This window comes from Streptomyces kronopolitis (assembly GCF_014646275.1).
GTDB classification, from domain to species: domain Bacteria; phylum Actinomycetota; class Actinomycetes; order Streptomycetales; family Streptomycetaceae; genus Streptomyces; species Streptomyces kronopolitis.
Genome location: NZ_BMND01000006.1, coordinates 234,962 through 250,993, shown reverse-complemented (window position 1 = coordinate 250,993; position 16,032 = coordinate 234,962). Strand labels below are relative to the sequence as shown.

Here is a 16,032-nt window from a genome sequence, read left to right as displayed (position 1 = left end):
CACGAGCGCGACCGCGGTGAGCCCGTAGGCTCGGCACCATGACCGGACAGCCTTCGTTCCCGCGGCAATACGCCCGTACGCAGCGCTTCACTCTGGGCGCCCCGCGCGGCTTCGCACTCTCCCCCGACGGTGCACGCGTCGTCTTCCTGCGCTCCCCCTCCGGCACCGACCGCCGGCAGCGGCTGTGGGTGCTCGACCTGGAGCAGGGACGGGAGTTCACCGCCGCCGACCCCGACGCCCTGCTGGCCGGCGGCGAGGAGCGGCTGCCGCCGCAGGAGCGGGCCCGCCGCGAGCGCAGCCGGGAGAGTTCGGCGGGCATCGTCGGCTACGCCACGGACGCCGCCGTCGAGTTGGCCGCGTTCACCCTGTCCGGCCGGCTGTTCGTCTCCGAGCTGCGGGCCGGCACCACCCGCGAACTCCCGGTCGAGGGGCCGGTGGTGGACCCCCGCCCGTCGCCGGACGGCCGCTGGGTGGCCTACGTCGCGGACGGCCGGCTGCGGGTGGTAGCGGTGGACGGGGCCACGACCTCGGACGCCGACGACACCGGCGGCACCGACGGCTCCGCCCGCGACGAGACGGCCGCCGGGGCGCCGGACCGGGTGCTGGCGGAGCCCGACGGGCCCGAGGTGACCTGGGGGCTCGCGGAGTTCATCGCGGCCGAGGAGATGGGCCGCTACCGCGGCTTCTGGTGGTCGCCGGACAGCGACGCGGTGCTGGCCGCGCGGGTCGACGAGGCGCCGGTGCGGCGCTGGTGGATCGCCGACCCCGCCCACCCGGACCAGGAGCCCGCGCGGATCGCGTACCCGGCGGCGGGCACCGACAACGCCGCGGTCACCCTGACACTCCTGGGGCTGGACGGCACGCGCACCGACGTCGTCTGGGACACCGGGCGCTACCCCTATCTCGCGCGCGTCCACTGGTCCGCCGCCGGGCCGCCGCTGCTGCTCGTCCAGGCCCGCGACCAGCGCGACCAGCGCTATCTGACCGTCGACACCACGACCGGCGGGACCCGGACGGTGCACGACGACGAGGACGAGGCCTGGGTCGAGCCGTTCCCCGGGGTGCCGGCCTGGACCCCGGACGGCCGGCTGGTGCGGATCGCCGACGAGGGCGGCGCGCGCAAGCTGTTCGTCGGCGCCCGCCCGCTGACCGGGGCGCCGCTGCACGTCCGGGCCGTCCTGGACATCGGCGAGGACGACGTCCTGTTCTCCGCGAGCGGCGCCGACATGCACGACATCGGGGTCTACCGCGCCTGGTTCCGCGGCAGCGGCGACCAGGGCGGCTGGGAGCGGGTGGGCGCGCGGCCGCATCCGACGGTGTCCTCCGCGGTGCGCGGCGGGGCGCTGACCGTGCTGTCCCAGACGTCGCTGGAGTGGCCCGGCACCCGGGTGGAGGTGGTGCGGCTGGATCCGGACGGCGGGGAGAAGAGCCTCGCCGCGATCGGCTCCTGCGCCGAGGAGCCGGTGCTGACCGCCCGGCCCCGGCTGGTCCGGGCCGGGGAGCGGGAGATCCCGTGCGCGGTGCTGCTGCCCACCGGCTATACGGAGGAGCAGGGACCGCTTCCGGTGCTGATGGACCCCTACGGCGGTCCGCACGGCCAGCGGGTGGTCGCCGCGCACCACGCGTATCTGACCTCGCAGTGGTTCGCCGACCAGGGGTTCGCGGTGATCGTCGCGGACGGCCGGGGCACCCCGGGCCGCTCCCCCGCGTGGGAGAAGGCGATGTTCCGCGATGTCGCGGACGTCGCCCTGGCCGACCAGGTCCACGCCCTGCACGCGCTGGCCGAATCCTTTCCCCTCGATCTGGCGCGGGTGGCGATCCGCGGCTGGTCCTTCGGCGGCTATCTCGCGGGGCTGGCGGCGCTGCGCCGGCCCGATGTCTTCCACGCGGCGGTGGTGGGCGCGCCGGTGACCGACCTGCGGCTGTACGACACCCACTACCAGGAGCGGTATCTGGGCCACCCGGACGAGGAACCGGCGGTCTACGCGGCGAATTCGCTGGTCACGGACGAGGGGCTGTCGGGCGCCGTGGAGCCGCACCGCCCGGTGCTGATCGTGCACGGCCTGGCGGACGACAACGTGGTCGTGGCCCACGCGCTGCGGCTGTCCGCGGCGCTGCTGGCCGCGGGCCGGCCGCACGAGATGCTGCCGCTGACCGGGGTGACGCACATGGCCTCGCAGGAGCAGGTGGCCGAAAACCTGCTGCTGCTCCAAGTCGACTTCCTCAAGCGGTCGTTGGGGATGTCCGGCTGAGCCCGCTCCCGGCTCCCGCCGTGCGGCGGGGGCCGGGCGGCGGTGTCACCAGCCGGGCGGCAGCGTCGACGGCGGGGGCGGGGCGTGCGGCGGCCGCAGCTCGCCCGGGGCGGAGCCGTAGGCCCGTACGGCCTCGGCGTCCCGGGCGGTGTCCGGCAGACCGGACCGGGCCGCGGCGCACAGCGCGGTGAACGCCGCGGCCGACACGAACGCGGCGGTGCCCACCCCCAGCCGGGCGTGGGCGGACAGCGCGGCCAGGCGGCCGAACTCCCCGGTGCGGACGGCATGGGCGAGCGCCACGGCGCCGTAGGCCAGCAGCAGCGCCGCGGCCGTCAGCGCGGCGGGCCGGCTCCAGGGGGCGCGCCGCAGCACGGCGCCCGCGGCCCCCAGGGCCAGCACGGCGAACGCCGCCCCCTGCCAGTGCACCGGGGGCTGGAGCAGGGCGCGGAAGACGGAGGCGTCCCCCAGCAGTCCCTTGCGGTAGAGGGACCAGCCGAGCTGCCGGCACCAGTGGACCTCCCAGCCGGCGAGGAGGAGGCCGGCGGCACCCAGCAGGACGCCGGCGGTGGCGGCCGGCCCCCGGTACGGGCTGCCGGGCCGCCCGGGGTCGATGCCGGTGGGCACCGCACGGACCACGCCGTACACGCCCGCCGCCCCGACCATTCCGTGCGCGCCGTCCGCCGTGTGCCGCCCGGCCCGGCAACCCGTCCGCCGCCGTCCGGCCGCCACGATCATGATCAGCACGGCGGCCAGGGCGAGTTGGGCCCAGACGGTCAGCCGTGCCCACAGGGTGAGCCGGCTGTCCAGCCCTTGGAGCCAGTCCGCGCCCAGCACCCACACCAGTGGGATCCGCAGCAGCGCGACGGCGGCCGCCAGGGAGAGCAGCGCCCCCGCGGCCACGGACGAGGGGACGGCCCGGCGCACCTGGGCCACCGCGGCGGCGAGCGCGCCGAGCAGCAGCAGCGGGTCGAGCGCCGAGGTGGCCCAGGCGGTGAACTCCCTTGGCCTGCGGGTCTCGCCCAGCCAGGCCCATCCCACATCCGCGGGGTGCTCGGCGACGGCCAGGTCCCGGATGATCCATCCCGCGGCGAGCAGCGCGAGCAGCAGGCAGACCAGGGCGCCGGCGCCGCGTGCACCACGGGTGAGAACGCCGTCCCGCACTGTGGACACGGCCTGCCCCCTGTCCACGTCGTTGTTCTCGCATCGTCACGACGCCCCCGCGGCGGGGGTGTCCACCGCAGGTCTACTGCAGTCCCGGCGCGGGGACAACTGACCCGAATGGCGCAACGGACAAAACCCGCACAAACGGCGACCGGCCGGGGCGCCACCTGGCGTCCCGGCCGGTCTACGGCACCCGCACGGCCGTACGTTGTTCATCATGGCGCGTCCGTATATCGGAGTTGCGACAGGGAAGTTGCCAGCATGTTAAAGCGGTTTGATCCGATATGTCCGCTCATGCCGCACATGGCGCCCACCTGTCAAGCACGCCCGGGCGTCGATATGCGCAATCTTCGCTCAAGAAGCAGACGACCTGCGCATGAGCACACCCGATCCCCTTGACTCCGCCGTAAATAACTTGCGAAAGTCCGCTCATCCAGCGGTGCGAATCGGTGCCGCTTCACGTTCCAAGAGAACTCGGCGCGGGGGCACTTCGCGATGACTAGTCCATCCCAGACCGCGGCTGCAGAGTCCGATACCCCAGGACTTGGGCCCGAAGGTCTGAAGAAGGCAAAGAAGGGCAAGGGCGGTGAGCTCGTCGGCCGTTCCCCCGGCCAATTGATGTGGATGCGCTTCAAGCGCGACCGCACAGGCGTCATCTGCGCGGTCGTCGTGGTGGCCTTCTTCCTCATCGCGGCCCTGGCTCCGGTGATCAGCGCGGTGTACGGCAAGGACCCGTACACGCTCTACGGGAACAACGACCCCAACCTCCTCGACGAGTTCGGCTACCCCTCCGGCGCCAACGGGGGCATCTCCCCCTCGCACTGGTTCGGTGTCGAACCGTCCCTGGGCCGCGATGTGTTCATGCAGCTGGTCTACGGCATGCGGATGTCGCTGGGGATCTCCGTCGCGGTGACCCTGCTGACCGTGATCACCGGCATCCTGATCGGTGTCACGGCCGGCTACGTCGGCGGCCGCACCGACTACTTCCTCAGCCGGGTGATCGACTTCCTGCTGGCGTTCCCCAGCCAGCTGACCTTCGTGGCGTTCATGCCGGTCGTGGTGGCGCTCTTCGTGCCGCCCAGCGACGAGACGCCCACCTATGTGCGGGTCTGTGCCCTGATCATCGTCCAGTGGTTCCTGGGCTGGATGGGTCTGGCGCGACTGCTGCGCGGTCAGGTGCTCTCCCTGCGCGAGCGGGAGTTCGTCGAGGCGGCGAAGATCACCGGTGCCTCACCCTGGCGGATCATCCGCAAGGAGCTGCTGCCGAACGTCGTCACCCCGGTCCTGGTGCAGAGCACCTACATGCTGCCCCTGTTCGTGACCTCCGAGGCGGGACTGTCCTTCCTGGGCGTCGGCATCGTGGAACCGACCCCCGACTGGGGCCGGCTCTTCCAGGCGGGCGCGCACTACTACGAGAACGACCCCACCTTCTTGCTCTTCCCCGCCGTAGCAATGCTGATCTTCGTGCTGTGCTTCAACCTCCTCGGAGACTCGGTACGCGACGCCTTCGATCCCAAGTCCGGGCGCTGATCGTCCACTTGAAGGGGGGCTTGCTGTCACCCCTGCCGGGCCTGCCCGGGATGCGTCAGACAGCACATCTCGTCAACAACTGACAGGCAGGTGCTTGGAATCCCATGAACGCATTTTCTACGCGCAGAGCACGCGCGGCGATAGTGGCCCTCGCGGCCGGCTCGCTCGCGCTCACCGGGTGCAGCGGCGGCAGCGGCTCCGGGCAGGACAAGTCGCAGACCGACAAGGACGCCGCGGCCCAGGCCAAGGCGATCCCGATGGGCACCGCCGCCGACTCCGTCGGCCCGGCCGTCGCCGTCAAGGACGCCCACTCCGGCGGCACCATCCGGGTCTACCAGCGTGACAGCTACAACCACCTGGACCCGGGCCAGATGTACGTCAGCGACATGAAGGCGCTGTCGCAGCTGATCTTCCGCGGCCTGACCAGCTTCAAGCAGGACGACAAGGGCAACGCCAAGGTCGTGGGCGACCTCGCCACCGACGCCGGCCAGATGTCCGACGGCGGCAAGACCTGGAAGTACACGCTCAAGGACGGCATCAAGTTCGAGGACGGCACGCCGATCACCTCGAAGGACATCCGCCACAGCATCGAGCGGCTGTACGCGAAGTTCATCACCGACGGTCCGACCTACGTGCAGCAGTGGCTGTCGGGCGGCGGCACCACCTACCGCAAGGCCCTGCCGGACGGTCCGTACAAGGGCGACCACCTGCCCAAGACCGTGCTGGACACCCCGGACGCGAAGACCGTCATCTTCCACTTCAAGCAGCCGAACTCGCAGCTGCCCTACGCGCTGACGATGCCCGGCTACAGCGCCGTCCCGGACAGCGCGAAGGACACCAAGGACGCCTACGACGTCGCCCCGGTGTCCTCCGGTCCGTACAAGATCGCCTCGTTCAAGTCCGGCAAGGCCATGCAGCTGGTCCGGAACAAGAACTGGGACCCGAAGACGGACGCCATGCGCCACCAGTACCCGGACGGGTACAACATCACCTTCAACCACCAGGCCTCGGACTCCACCAAGCGCCTGATGGCCGACCAGGGTGAGGCCAAGAACGCGATCAGCTTCACCAACGCGGTCGACCCCACACTGACCAAGAACGTGCTGGACAACGCCGACGCCAGCAAGCGCCTGGTCCAGGGCTACCAGCCCTACGTGTGGCAGATGAACTTCAACATGGACCGCATCAAGGACAAGAAGATCCGCGACGCGATCACCTACGCCCTGCCGAACCAGCAGATCGTCCGGGTCAACGGCGGCAGCTACGGCGGCGAGATCGCGGGCGGTCTGCTCGCCCCGACCGTCGCGGGCTACAAGAAGGGCTACGACCCCTACGGCAAGATCTCGCACCCCAACGGTGAGCCCGAGAAGGCCAAGAAGCTCCTCAAGGAGGCCGGCAAGACCGGCATGAAGCTGGTCTACGCCTACTCCAACACCGAGGTGCGCCAGAAGGAAGCCGTCGTCATCGAGGACGCGCTGACCAAGGCCGGCTTCAACGTGCAGAAGAAGGAGGTCGACGCCGCCTCCTGGTACGAGCAGATGGGCAAGGTCAAGAACGGCTTCGACATCTACATGACCGGCTGGGGCCAGGACTGGCCGGACGCCTCGACCGTCATCCCGCCGTCCTACGACGGCACCACCATCCAGGACGGCTCGTCGAACTACTCGCACGTCAACGACAAGCACGTGAACGCCGAGATCGCCCGCATCTCCAAGATCACGGACGTCGCGAAGGCCACCGCCGAGTGGCAGAAGCTGCACCAGTACATCGTGGAGAAGGTCAACCCGGCCGCGCCGGTCTTCTACACCAAGATGCTCCAGCTGTACGGCTCGAACATCGGCGGCGCCCGCTACAACCTGGACGTCAGCTACATCGACCCGAACACGCTGTTCCTCAAGAAGTGACGAGAGCGCACCACCTCGTCTGACGAAGGCACTCCGGAGAGCGCGCACACGGCGGAACGCGCGCCCTCCGGGGCCTTCCCAGCCACCCCTCACACCCACTGCCGCCGCCGTCCTGAGAGCAGCGAACTGCCATGCTTCAATTCCTACTTCGCCGGACGTTCGGCGCTGTTGTCATCCTTGTTCTGCTCAGTGCCTTCACCTTCTTCGTGTTCTTCGGTGCCGGTGACCCGGCCGCGATGTCCTGCGGCAAGAACTGCACCGCGGACAACATCGCGCTGATCCACCAGAACCTCGGCCTCGACAAGCCCCTGACGACCCAGTTCTGGGACTTCCTCGTCGGCATCTTCGCCGGCCGCGACTACTCCATCGGCCACTGCAGCGCACCGTGCTTCGGCTACTCCTTCGCGACCAAGCAGGACGTCTGGTCGACGATGATGGACCGCCTGCCCACCACCGCCTCGCTGGCCATCGGCGGCGCCGTGGTGTTCCTGACCGTGGGCCTGGGCACCGGCCTGATCGCCGCCTACAAGCGCGGCTCGGTCCTGGACAAGGTCCTCACCTCGGTCTCGATGGTGCTGAGTTCGGCGCAGATCTACATCCTCGGTCCGATCGCGCTCGGCCTGTTCGTCTACAGCGGCATCATGGAGTCCCCCAAGTACGTGGACTTCACCTCGGACCCCGCGGGCTGGTTCATGGGGCTGCTGCTCCCCTGGCTCGTGATGTCGACGATCTTCACCGCGCAGTACACCCGTATGTCCCGCTCGACGATGATCGAGCAGCTGCAGGAGGAACACGTCCGGACGGCCAAGGCCAAGGGCATGGCCAGCTCGTACGTCTTCCTGCGCTACGCCTGGCGCGGATCGCTGATCCCCATCGTGACCATCCTCGGCATGGACCTCAGCTCGCTGTTCGGCGGCGCGATGATCACCGAGTTCACCTTCCAGCTGGCCGGCATCGGCCGCCTGGCGATCGACTCCGTCACCACCCTCGATCTGCCCATGGTCATGGGCGTGCTGATCTTCAGCGCCGCCCTGATCCTGGTGTTCAACATCATCGTGGATGCGACGTACGCCTTCATCGACCCGCGCGTGCGCCTGTCCTAGGAGAGCCTGAAGTGACCACACTCACCAAGACCGAAGGCACCGCGGTGCCGGCCGGGTCCGACCCCTTCCTGTCCGTCCGCGATCTGCAGGTGCGGTTCTCCACCGAGGACGGCATCGTCAAGGCGGTCGACGGTCTCTCCTTCGACCTGGAACGCGGCGAGACGCTCGGCATCGTCGGTGAATCGGGCTCCGGCAAGTCGGTGACCAACCTCGCGATCCTGGGGCTGCACAACCCGAAGGCCACCGAGATCGGCGGCGAGATCGTCCTGGACGGGGACGAGCTGACCGGGGCCCGCGAGAAGACGCTGGAAAAGCTCCGCGGCAACAAGATGGCGATGATCTTCCAGGACGCGCTGACCGCCCTGTCGCCGTACTACACGGTCGGCCGGCAGATCGCCGAGCCGTTCATGAAGCACACCGGCGCGAGCAAGCGCGAGGGCCGCCAGCGCGCCATCGAGATGCTGACCAAGGTCGGCATCCCGCAGCCGAGCCTGCGGGTGGACGACTACCCGCACCAGTTCTCCGGCGGTATGCGCCAGCGCGCGATGATCGCCATGGCGCTGGTCTGCAACCCCCAGCTGCTGATCGCGGACGAGCCGACCACCGCCCTGGACGTCACCGTCCAGGCGCAGATCCTCGACCTGCTCAAGGACCTCCAGCAGGAGTTCGGCTCCGCGATCATCCTGATCACCCACGACCTCGGCGTGGTCGCCAACACGGCGGACAAGCTGCTGGTGATGTACGCCGGCCGGGCCGTGGAGCGGGGCTCCGTCAAGGAGATCCTCACCCAGCCCCGCCACCCGTACACCTGGGGCCTGCTCAGCTCGATGCCGCGGCTGTCCTCGGACGTCAGCGAGGCGCTGCACCCGATCCCGGGTTCCCCGCCGAGCCTGCTCACCCCGCCCTCGGGCTGCGCCTTCCACCCCCGCTGCGGCTTCACCGCCGAGGTCGGCGGGGCGCGGTGCACCGACGAGCGGCCGCTGCTGGAGGCGGGGCGCGCCGCCGCGTGCCACCTGAGCGCCGAGCAGAAGCAGACCCTCTTCACCGAGCAGATCAAGCCCCGGCTGGGCTAGGGAGCTACCACCATGACAGACAACGTCACCCTCCCGGCGCCGCGTGGCGCCGCGCCCACGCCGGGCGAGCCGCTGCTCACCGCCGAGGGCCTCACCAAGCACTTCCCGATCTACGGCGGCTTCCCGTTCAAGCGGAAGGTCGGCGCGGTGCAGGCGGTCGACGGCGTCGACCTGACCGTGCACGCCGGCGAGAGCTTCGGCCTGGTCGGTGAGTCGGGCTGCGGCAAGTCCACCACCGGCCGGCTGCTGACCCGCCTGATGGAGCCGACCGCCGGCAAGGTCACCTACGCGGGCCAGGACATCACCCACGCCGGCCGCAAGGAGCTGGCCCCGGTCCGCTCCGAGATCCAGATGATCTTCCAGGACCCGTACGCCTCGCTGAACCCGCGGCAGACGGTGGGCACCATCATCGGCGGCCCGATGGAGATCAACGGGATCAACCCGCCCGGCGGCCGGGAGAAGCGGATCCGCGAGCTCCTGGAGACCGTGGGCCTCAACCCGGAGCACTACAACCGCTTCCCGCACGAGTTCTCCGGCGGCCAGCGCCAGCGCATCGGGGTGGCCCGCGCGCTCGCCCTGGAGCCGAAGCTGATCGTCGCGGACGAGCCGGTCTCCGCGCTCGACGTCTCGATCCAGGCGCAGGTCGTCAACCTGCTCCAGAAGCTCCAGCGCGAGCTGGGCATCGCGTTCCTGTTCATCGCCCACGACCTGGCGATCGTGCGGCACTTCAGCGAGCGGGTCGCGGTGATGTACCTCGGCAAGATCGTCGAGGTCGGCTCCCGCGACGACATCTACAACCGGCCGCGCCACCCGTACACCCACGCGCTGCTCTCCGCGGTGCCCGAGGCCAAGCTGGTGGAGAGCGAGGAGGAGGACCGCGAGCGCATCCGCCTCGCCGGTGACGTCCCCTCCCCCGTCAACCCGCCCTCCGGCTGCCGGTTCCGCACCCGCTGCTGGAAGGCGCAGGACAAGTGCGCGAGCCAGGAGCCGCCGCTGGTCCAGATCGGCGGCAACTCCGGAGGCCACCTGACGGCCTGCCACTTCCCCGAGGAGCCCACGACCGCGGCGCGGGACGAGGACATCATCCTCGACCCGGCGCTGGCCGCGATCGAGGACGTCACGCCGGCCGCCTCCGCCGAGGAGACCGGCACGACCGGCTGACCGGGCCGCACGCCACCGGAGCCCGCTTCCCCCTACGGGAGGCGGGCTTCGGCGCGTGGGGGCGGGCTACGGGGCGTGGGGCGGGCGCCCGGCTACCCGTTCGGCACCACCGTGCGCTCCTCCGCGAAGTGGCAGGCCGACGGGTGCCGCACGGGTCCCGGTGTCCGCCGGAACTCCGCGGGGACCTCCAGCGGCGGGGAGATCTCGGCGCACCGGTCCTGTGCCTTCCAGCAGCGGGTGCGGAAGCGGCAGCCGGAGGGCGGGTTCGCGGGCGAGGGGACGTCGCCGGCGAGCAGGATGCGGTCGCGGTGGGTGCGGGCGTCCGGGTCGGGGACGGGCACGGCGGACAGCAGGGCCTGGGTGTAGGGGTGGGTCGGGTGCTCGTAGATCTGCTCGTCGGTGCCGAGTTCGGCGAGCCGGCCCAGGTACATCACCGCGACGCGGTCGCAGATGTGCCGCACGACGGACAGATCGTGCGCGATGAAGACGTACGACAGCCCGAACTCGTCCTGCAACCGCTCCAGCAGATTGACCACTTGGGACTGCACGGAGACATCCAGCGCGGAGACCGGCTCGTCGGCGACGATGATCTCCGGGCGCAGCGCCAGTCCGCGGGCGATCCCGATGCGCTGGCGCTGGCCGCCGGAGAACTGGTGCGGATAGCGGTTGACGTACTCGGGGTCGAGCCCGACCACCTCCAGGAGTTCCTGGACCCTTCTGCGGCGCTCTCCCTTGGGGGCCGCCTCGGGGTGGATCTCGTAGGGCTCGCCGATGATGTCGCCGACGGTCATCCGGGGGTTCAGGGAGGTGTAGGGGTCCTGGAAGACCATCTGGATGTTGCGCCGTACCGCCTTCAGCGCCCGGCCGGAGAGGGTGCTGATGTCCTCGCCGCGGTAGCGGATCTGTCCGGCCGTGGGGTGTTCGAGGCCGACCAGCAGCTTGGCGACGGTGGACTTGCCGCAGCCTGATTCGCCGACGATGCCGAGGGTTTCGCCCCGGTGCAGGTCGAACGAGACCCCGTCGACGGCCTGGACCGCCCCGACCTGCTTCTTGACCAGCACGCCCCGGGTGAGCGGGAAGTGCTTGACCAGGTCGCGGACCTCCAGAACCGGTTCCGGGGAGTCGGCCGCCGGGGTGCCGGGGGCCGAGGTGCCGGGCTGCCCGGCGCCGGGAGCCGGAGTGCCGGGAGCCGGAGTGCCGGAGGACGGGGCCCCGGCGTCATCGTGCGCCATCGAGCGTCTCCTTCCAGAAGTGGCAGGCGCTGGTCCGGCCCGGTCCGACCTCGTAGAGCGGCGGGGGGTCGGTGCGGCAGACGTCCCGGACCAGCGGGCAGCGCGGATGGAAGGGGCAGCCCGGCGGCACGGCCGTCAGATTGGGCGGCATGCCCTTGATCGCGTACAGCTGCCGGCCCTTCTGGTCCAGCCGCGGGATGGAGTCCAGCAGCCCGCGGGTGTAGGGGTGCGCGGGCGCCTTGTAGAGCTGGTGGACGGGGGCGGTCTCGACGATCCGGCCCGCGTACATCACCGCGATGGTGTCGGCGACGTCCGCGACCACCCCCAGGTCGTGGGTGATCAGGATCAGTCCCATGGTCAGCTCGCGCTGCAACTCCGCCAGCAGGTCCATCACCTGCGCCTGGACCGTGACGTCCAGCGCCGTGGTCGGCTCGTCCGCGATGATCAGGTCCGGGCCCAGGGCCAGCGCCATCGCGATCATGATCCGCTGGCGCATCCCGCCGGAGAACTGGTGCGGGTAGTCGCCCACCCGCTCCCGGGCCGCGGGGATCTTGACCCGCTCCATCAGCTCCACGGCCCGGGCGCGCGCCTCCTTGCGGGACACCCCCTCGTGGACCTGGAACATCTCCCCGAGCTGGGCCCCGACGCTGAGGACCGGGTTCAGCGAGGACAGCGCGTCCTGGAAGATCATCGCCATCTTCGCGCCGCGGATCCTGCGCCGCTCCTCCCTGCGCAGGGTCAGCAGATCGCGCCCCTGGAAGACGATCTCGCCGCCGGTGAGGAAGCCCGGCGGGGAGTCGAGGATGCCCATCACGGCCTGTGCGGTCACGGACTTGCCGGAGCCGGACTCCCCGAGCACCGCCAGGGTCTGCCCCCGTGCCACGTGGTAGCTGACGCCGTTGACGGCCTTGGCCACCCCGTCGCGGGTACGGAACTCCACCCGCAGGTCGCGGACGTCGAGCAGCGGCGGCTCGGCCACGGCCGCCGCGGTGCCCGTTGGCTCCGGGGCGGCTTCCTGGTGCGTCATCTTCCCGCTCCTCAGCGCAACTTGGGGTCGAGGGCGTCGCGTACCGCGTCGCCGAGCATGATGAACGCCAGCACCGTGATGCTCAGCGCACCCGCCGGCCACAGCAGCATGTGCGGCGCGCTGCGGATGTACGGGGAGGCGGTGGAGATGTCGATGCCCCAGGAGATGGTGGGCGGCTTCAGCCCCGCGCCCAGGTAGGAGAGCGTCGCCTCCAGCGCGATGAACGTGCCGAGCGCGATGGTGGCGACGACGATGACCGGCGCGACGGCGTTCGGGGCGATGTGCCGCAGCAGCATCCGCCCGTTGCCGGCGCCCAGCGCCCGCGCGGCCTGGACGTAGTCGTTCTGCTTGGCGGTGACCACCGAGCCGCGGGCGATCCGGGAGACCTGCGGCCAGCCGAGCAGCACGATGAAGCCGACCACCGGCCAGACCGTGGTGCTGGCGACCATCGAGAGGAAGACCAGCCCGCCGAGGATCACCGGGATGCCGAAGAAGATGTCGGCGATCCGGGAGAGCAGGGTGTCCGACCAGCCGCCGAAGAAGCCGGCCAGCCCGCCCAGCAGGCTGCCGAGCAGCGCCGCGCCGGTCGTGGCGCAGACCCCGACGGTGATGGAGGCGCGGGCCCCGTAGACCACCCGGGTGTAGACGTCCCGGCCCTGGGTGTCGAAGCCGAAGGGGTGGCCGGGCTGGGAGCCCTGCTGCGCCTTGGCGAGGTCGGCGCGGTAGGGGTTGCCGGTGGCGATCAGCTGCGGCCAGATCGCGATGATCACCAGGAAGACGATGACCAGCGCGGAGACCACGAAGACGGGGTTGCGGCACAGATCGTGCCAGGCGTCGCTCCACAGGCTGCGGGGCTTGCCGGCGGGCACCCCGCCGGGCGGACCGGCGCCGGGCGGGGCCGCGCCGGGCCGCCGCTCCAGCGACTCCGCCTCGCCGAGGGCCAGCGCGGCGGAGCCGCCGTCGCCGTGGCCGATGGCTTCCTTGGGAACTGAGGGCTCAGGCATAGCGGATCCTCGGGTCGAGGACGGCGTACAGCAGGTCGACGAGGAGGTTCGCGAGGAGGAAGACCAGCACCAGGATCGTCACGAAGCCCACGACGGTCGGCGAGTTCTGCCGCAGGATGCCCTGGTAGAGCTGGTATCCGACGCCGTGGATGTTGAAGATGCGCTCGGTGACGATCGCGCCGCCCATCAGGGCGCCGATGTCGGTGCCGATGAAGGTGACGACCGGGATCAGCGAATTGCGCAGCAGGTGGCGGGTGATGACCCGGTGGCGCGGCAGGCCCTTGGCGACGGCCGTGCGGACGTAGTCGGCGCGGACGTTCTCCGCGATCGAGGTGCGGGTCAGCCGGGTCACATAGGCGAGCGAGACCAGCGCCAGCACCAGCCCGGGCAGCAGGAGTTCGTTCAGCGGCACCTCCGGGGAGACCGACGGCGCGGCCCAGCCCCACTGCACCCCGAACAGGAACTGCAGCAGATAGCCGCTGACGAAGGTCGGGATGGAGACCACGACGAGGGTGAGGACCAGGACCGAGGTGTCGATGCCGCGGCCGCGCCGCAGCCCGCTGAACACCCCCAGCACGACGCCCACCACCATCTCGATCACGACGGCGACCACCGTCAGCCGCAGGGTGACCGGAAAGGCGGAGACCATCAGCTCGATGACCGACTGGCCGTTGAACGCGGTGCCGAAGTTCCCCTGGAAGATCTGCCCCATGTAGTGCAGGTACTGCTTCCACAGCGGGGCGTCGAGGTAGAGCTCGCGGCGGATCTGCGCGGCGGTGGCGGGGTCGGGGGCGCGCTCGCCGAACATCGCGGCCACCGGGTCGCCCAGTGCGTAGACCATGAAGAAGATCAGGAAGGTGCTGCCGATGAACACCGGGATCATCTGGAGCAGCCGCCGGATCACATACCGTCCCATGAAGCGTCCACCTCCCTCACACCACGGTCAGTTGACCTTGATCTCGTTGTAGACCGGCACGCTGAACGGGTTCAGCGAGACATTGCTGATCCGTTCCGAATAGCCGCCGCTGCCGTTCTGGTACCAGAGCGGAATGGACGGCATCTGCGCGGCGAGGACCTTCTCGGCGTCCTGGAAGGTCGCCACGGCCTGGCCGGTGTCGGTCTGCGCGTTGGCCTTGTCCACCAGGGTGTCGAAGCCGTGGTTGCTGAACTTCCCGTCGTTCGCCGAGCCGTTGGTGTAGTAGAGCGGCTGGAGGAAGTTCTGGATCAGGGGGTAGTCCATCTGCCAGCCGGCCCGGAAGGGGCCGCTCATCCGCTTGGCCGCGATCTTGTTCCGGAAGTCGCCGAAGGTCCCGACCGGCGCCCCGGTGCAGGCGTTGTCGCTGCCCAGGGAGGTGTTGATGCTGTTGCAGAGGGCGTCGATCCAGTCCTTGTGGGAGCCGGTGTCGGCGTTGTACGTGACGGTCATGTGGCCGCCGGGCAGTCCGCCGCCCTGCTTGATCAGCTGCCGGGCCCGGCCCGGGTTGAACACGCAGGCCTCGCCGCAGAGCCCCGCCTTGTAGCCGCCGTCCGCGCCCAGGACCGGTGAGGTCCAGTCCGTGGCGGGGGTCCGCGTCCGCTGGAAGATCTCCCGGGTGATCTGGTTCCGGTCGATCGCCATCGACAGCCCGCGCCGGACCTTCTCCTTGCCCGGCCCGCCCCACGCCTTGTCGTACATGGGGAAGGTGAGGGTCTGGATGATCCCGGCCGGCTGATTGATGTACCGGCTGCCGAGGTCCGATTTCACGCTCTTGAGCTGCGAGGCCGGCACGTCGTCGACGAGATCGAGGTTGCCGGCCTGGAGGTCGGTGTAGGCCGTGTTGTTGTCGGTGTAGACCCGCAGATCGATGCCGGAGTTCCGCGCCGGGTCCGGTCCCGGGTACTTCCCCCATTTCCGCATCCGCAGCACGGACCCCTTCTCGTAGGAGTCCACGCGGTACGGACCGTTGCCGACCGGCTTGCGCAGCCACCCGGAATGGTCCTTGTAGAACGCCTGGGGAAGCGGCATGAAGGCCGCGTACCCCAGGGTGTCCGGCCAGCTGGAGAACTTCTGGTTGAGCGTCACGGTGAAGGTCCTGTCGTCCTTCACCACCAGGCCCGACAGCGTCTTGGCCTTGGGGGATCCGCTGGTGGGGTGCACCTTCGCGAAGCCGTCGATGTACTGGAAGAAGGGGGCGTTCTTCTGCTCGTTGGTCAGCAGCGCGCCGTAATTCCAGGCGTCCACGAAGGATCGGGCGGTGACCTTCTCGCCATTGCTGAAGGTCCAGCCGCCCTTCAGGGTGACGGTGAAATGCTGCGAGTCCGTCGTCTCGATGCGGTCCGCGAGCACATTCTCCGCGGCGCCCGTTTTCGGGTTGTACCGCTTGAGGCCGCGGAAGAGCATTTCCAGGACCTTGCCGCCCTGGACCTCGTTGGTGTTCGCCGGCTCCAGCGGATTCTGCGGGTCGCCCCAGGAGGCACTGACCACCCCGGCGCTCCCCCCGCCGCCGCCCCCGCACGCGGTGGCCGCCAGACCGGTGGCAGCGGCGCACAGGGCCCACTTCGCGAGGGTGGCTCCCCGCATGATGCCTCCTCAGGTCCGGACTCCT

12 protein-coding genes are annotated in these 16,032 nt (G+C 70.2%); 6 read left to right on the top strand and 6 right to left on the bottom strand.

Annotation, left to right across the window (positions count from 1 at the left end; translation table 11 throughout):
• Positions 1 to 38 precede the first annotated feature (38 nt).
• A complete protein-coding gene (locus IEY78_RS10425; protein ID WP_189097343.1) occupies positions 39 to 2,252 on the top strand; it encodes a S9 family peptidase in 2,214 nt (737 codons plus the stop codon).
• A gap of 45 nt (positions 2,253 to 2,297) precedes the next feature.
• Here IEY78_RS10425 and IEY78_RS10420 read toward each other — a convergent pair whose 3' ends face one another.
• Complete coding sequence (locus IEY78_RS10420) at positions 2,298 to 3,422, bottom strand: hypothetical protein (protein WP_229699834.1); 1,125 nt, start codon at positions 3,420 to 3,422, stop codon at positions 2,298 to 2,300.
• A gap of 486 nt (positions 3,423 to 3,908) precedes the next feature.
• Between IEY78_RS10420 and IEY78_RS10415 the strand changes: the two genes are divergently transcribed.
• The 5 genes from IEY78_RS10415 to IEY78_RS10395 all read left to right on the top strand — a co-directional run bounded on the left by IEY78_RS10415 (position 3,909) and on the right by IEY78_RS10395 (position 10,184).
• Positions 3,909 to 4,943, top strand: coding sequence for an ABC transporter permease (locus tag IEY78_RS10415; RefSeq protein WP_268240262.1), 1,035 nt, complete (start codon positions 3,909 to 3,911; stop codon positions 4,941 to 4,943).
• A 104-nt stretch (positions 4,944 to 5,047) separates the two neighbouring features.
• A complete protein-coding gene (locus IEY78_RS10410) occupies positions 5,048 to 6,847 on the top strand; it encodes an ABC transporter substrate-binding protein (RefSeq protein WP_189097342.1) in 1,800 nt (599 codons plus the stop codon).
• Positions 6,848 to 6,978: 131 nt separating this feature from the next.
• Complete coding sequence (locus tag IEY78_RS10405; RefSeq protein ID WP_189097341.1) at positions 6,979 to 7,950, top strand: ABC transporter permease; 972 nt, start codon at positions 6,979 to 6,981, stop codon at positions 7,948 to 7,950.
• Positions 7,951 to 7,961: 11 nt separating this feature from the next.
• Positions 7,962 to 9,023, top strand: a complete 1,062-nt coding sequence (locus IEY78_RS10400; protein WP_189097340.1) for an ABC transporter ATP-binding protein — start codon at positions 7,962 to 7,964, stop codon at positions 9,021 to 9,023.
• A 12-nt stretch (positions 9,024 to 9,035) separates the two neighbouring features.
• A complete protein-coding gene (locus IEY78_RS10395; protein WP_189097339.1) occupies positions 9,036 to 10,184 on the top strand; it encodes an ABC transporter ATP-binding protein in 1,149 nt (382 codons plus the stop codon).
• Between the two features lie 92 nt (positions 10,185 to 10,276).
• Here IEY78_RS10395 and IEY78_RS10390 read toward each other — a convergent pair whose 3' ends face one another.
• The 5 genes from IEY78_RS10390 to IEY78_RS10370 are packed head-to-tail and all read right to left on the bottom strand — an operon-like array spanning position 10,277 to position 16,007.
• The gene (locus tag IEY78_RS10390) at positions 10,277 to 11,416 is read right to left on the bottom strand and encodes an ABC transporter ATP-binding protein (protein WP_229699833.1); all 1,140 of its coding nucleotides are present in this window, start codon (positions 11,414 to 11,416) and stop codon (positions 10,277 to 10,279) included.
• Positions 11,403 to 12,443, bottom strand: a complete 1,041-nt coding sequence (locus tag IEY78_RS10385) for an ABC transporter ATP-binding protein (protein ID WP_229699832.1) — start codon at positions 12,441 to 12,443, stop codon at positions 11,403 to 11,405. The genes IEY78_RS10390 and IEY78_RS10385 overlap by 14 nt, the downstream gene beginning before the upstream one ends.
• Positions 12,444 to 12,454: 11 nt before the next feature.
• On the bottom strand, positions 12,455 to 13,447 hold the full coding sequence (locus IEY78_RS10380; protein WP_189097338.1) for an ABC transporter permease: 993 nt from the start codon (positions 13,445 to 13,447) through the stop codon (positions 12,455 to 12,457).
• Complete coding sequence (locus IEY78_RS10375) at positions 13,440 to 14,363, bottom strand: ABC transporter permease (protein WP_189097337.1); 924 nt, start codon at positions 14,361 to 14,363, stop codon at positions 13,440 to 13,442. The genes IEY78_RS10380 and IEY78_RS10375 overlap by 8 nt, the downstream gene beginning before the upstream one ends.
• 27 nt (positions 14,364 to 14,390) lie before the next feature.
• Positions 14,391 to 16,007 (bottom strand): peptide ABC transporter substrate-binding protein, encoded by a 1,617-nt coding sequence (locus tag IEY78_RS10370; protein WP_189097336.1) that lies wholly within the window; start codon positions 16,005 to 16,007, stop codon positions 14,391 to 14,393.
• Between the last annotated feature and the right edge of the window lie 25 nt (positions 16,008 to 16,032).

Coding starts and splice junctions, on each gene's coding strand:
- IEY78_RS10425 (WP_189097343.1), top strand. CDS start 39: ATGACCGGACAGCCTTCGTTCCCGCGGCAATACGCCCGTACGCAGCGC.
- IEY78_RS10415 (WP_268240262.1), top strand. CDS start 3,909: ATGACTAGTCCATCCCAGACCGCGGCTGCAGAGTCCGATACCCCAGGA.
- IEY78_RS10410 (WP_189097342.1), top strand. CDS start 5,048: ATGAACGCATTTTCTACGCGCAGAGCACGCGCGGCGATAGTGGCCCTC.
- IEY78_RS10405 (WP_189097341.1), top strand. CDS start 6,979: ATGCTTCAATTCCTACTTCGCCGGACGTTCGGCGCTGTTGTCATCCTT.
- IEY78_RS10395 (WP_189097339.1), top strand. CDS start 9,036: ATGACAGACAACGTCACCCTCCCGGCGCCGCGTGGCGCCGCGCCCACG.
- IEY78_RS10390 (WP_229699833.1), bottom strand. CDS start 11,416: ATGGCGCACGATGACGCCGGGGCCCCGTCCTCCGGCACTCCGGCTCCC.
- IEY78_RS10385 (WP_229699832.1), bottom strand. CDS start 12,443: ATGACGCACCAGGAAGCCGCCCCGGAGCCAACGGGCACCGCGGCGGCC.
- IEY78_RS10380 (WP_189097338.1), bottom strand. CDS start 13,447: ATGCCTGAGCCCTCAGTTCCCAAGGAAGCCATCGGCCACGGCGACGGC.
- IEY78_RS10375 (WP_189097337.1), bottom strand. CDS start 14,363: ATGGGACGGTATGTGATCCGGCGGCTGCTCCAGATGATCCCGGTGTTC.
- IEY78_RS10370 (WP_189097336.1), bottom strand. CDS start 16,007: ATGCGGGGAGCCACCCTCGCGAAGTGGGCCCTGTGCGCCGCTGCCACC.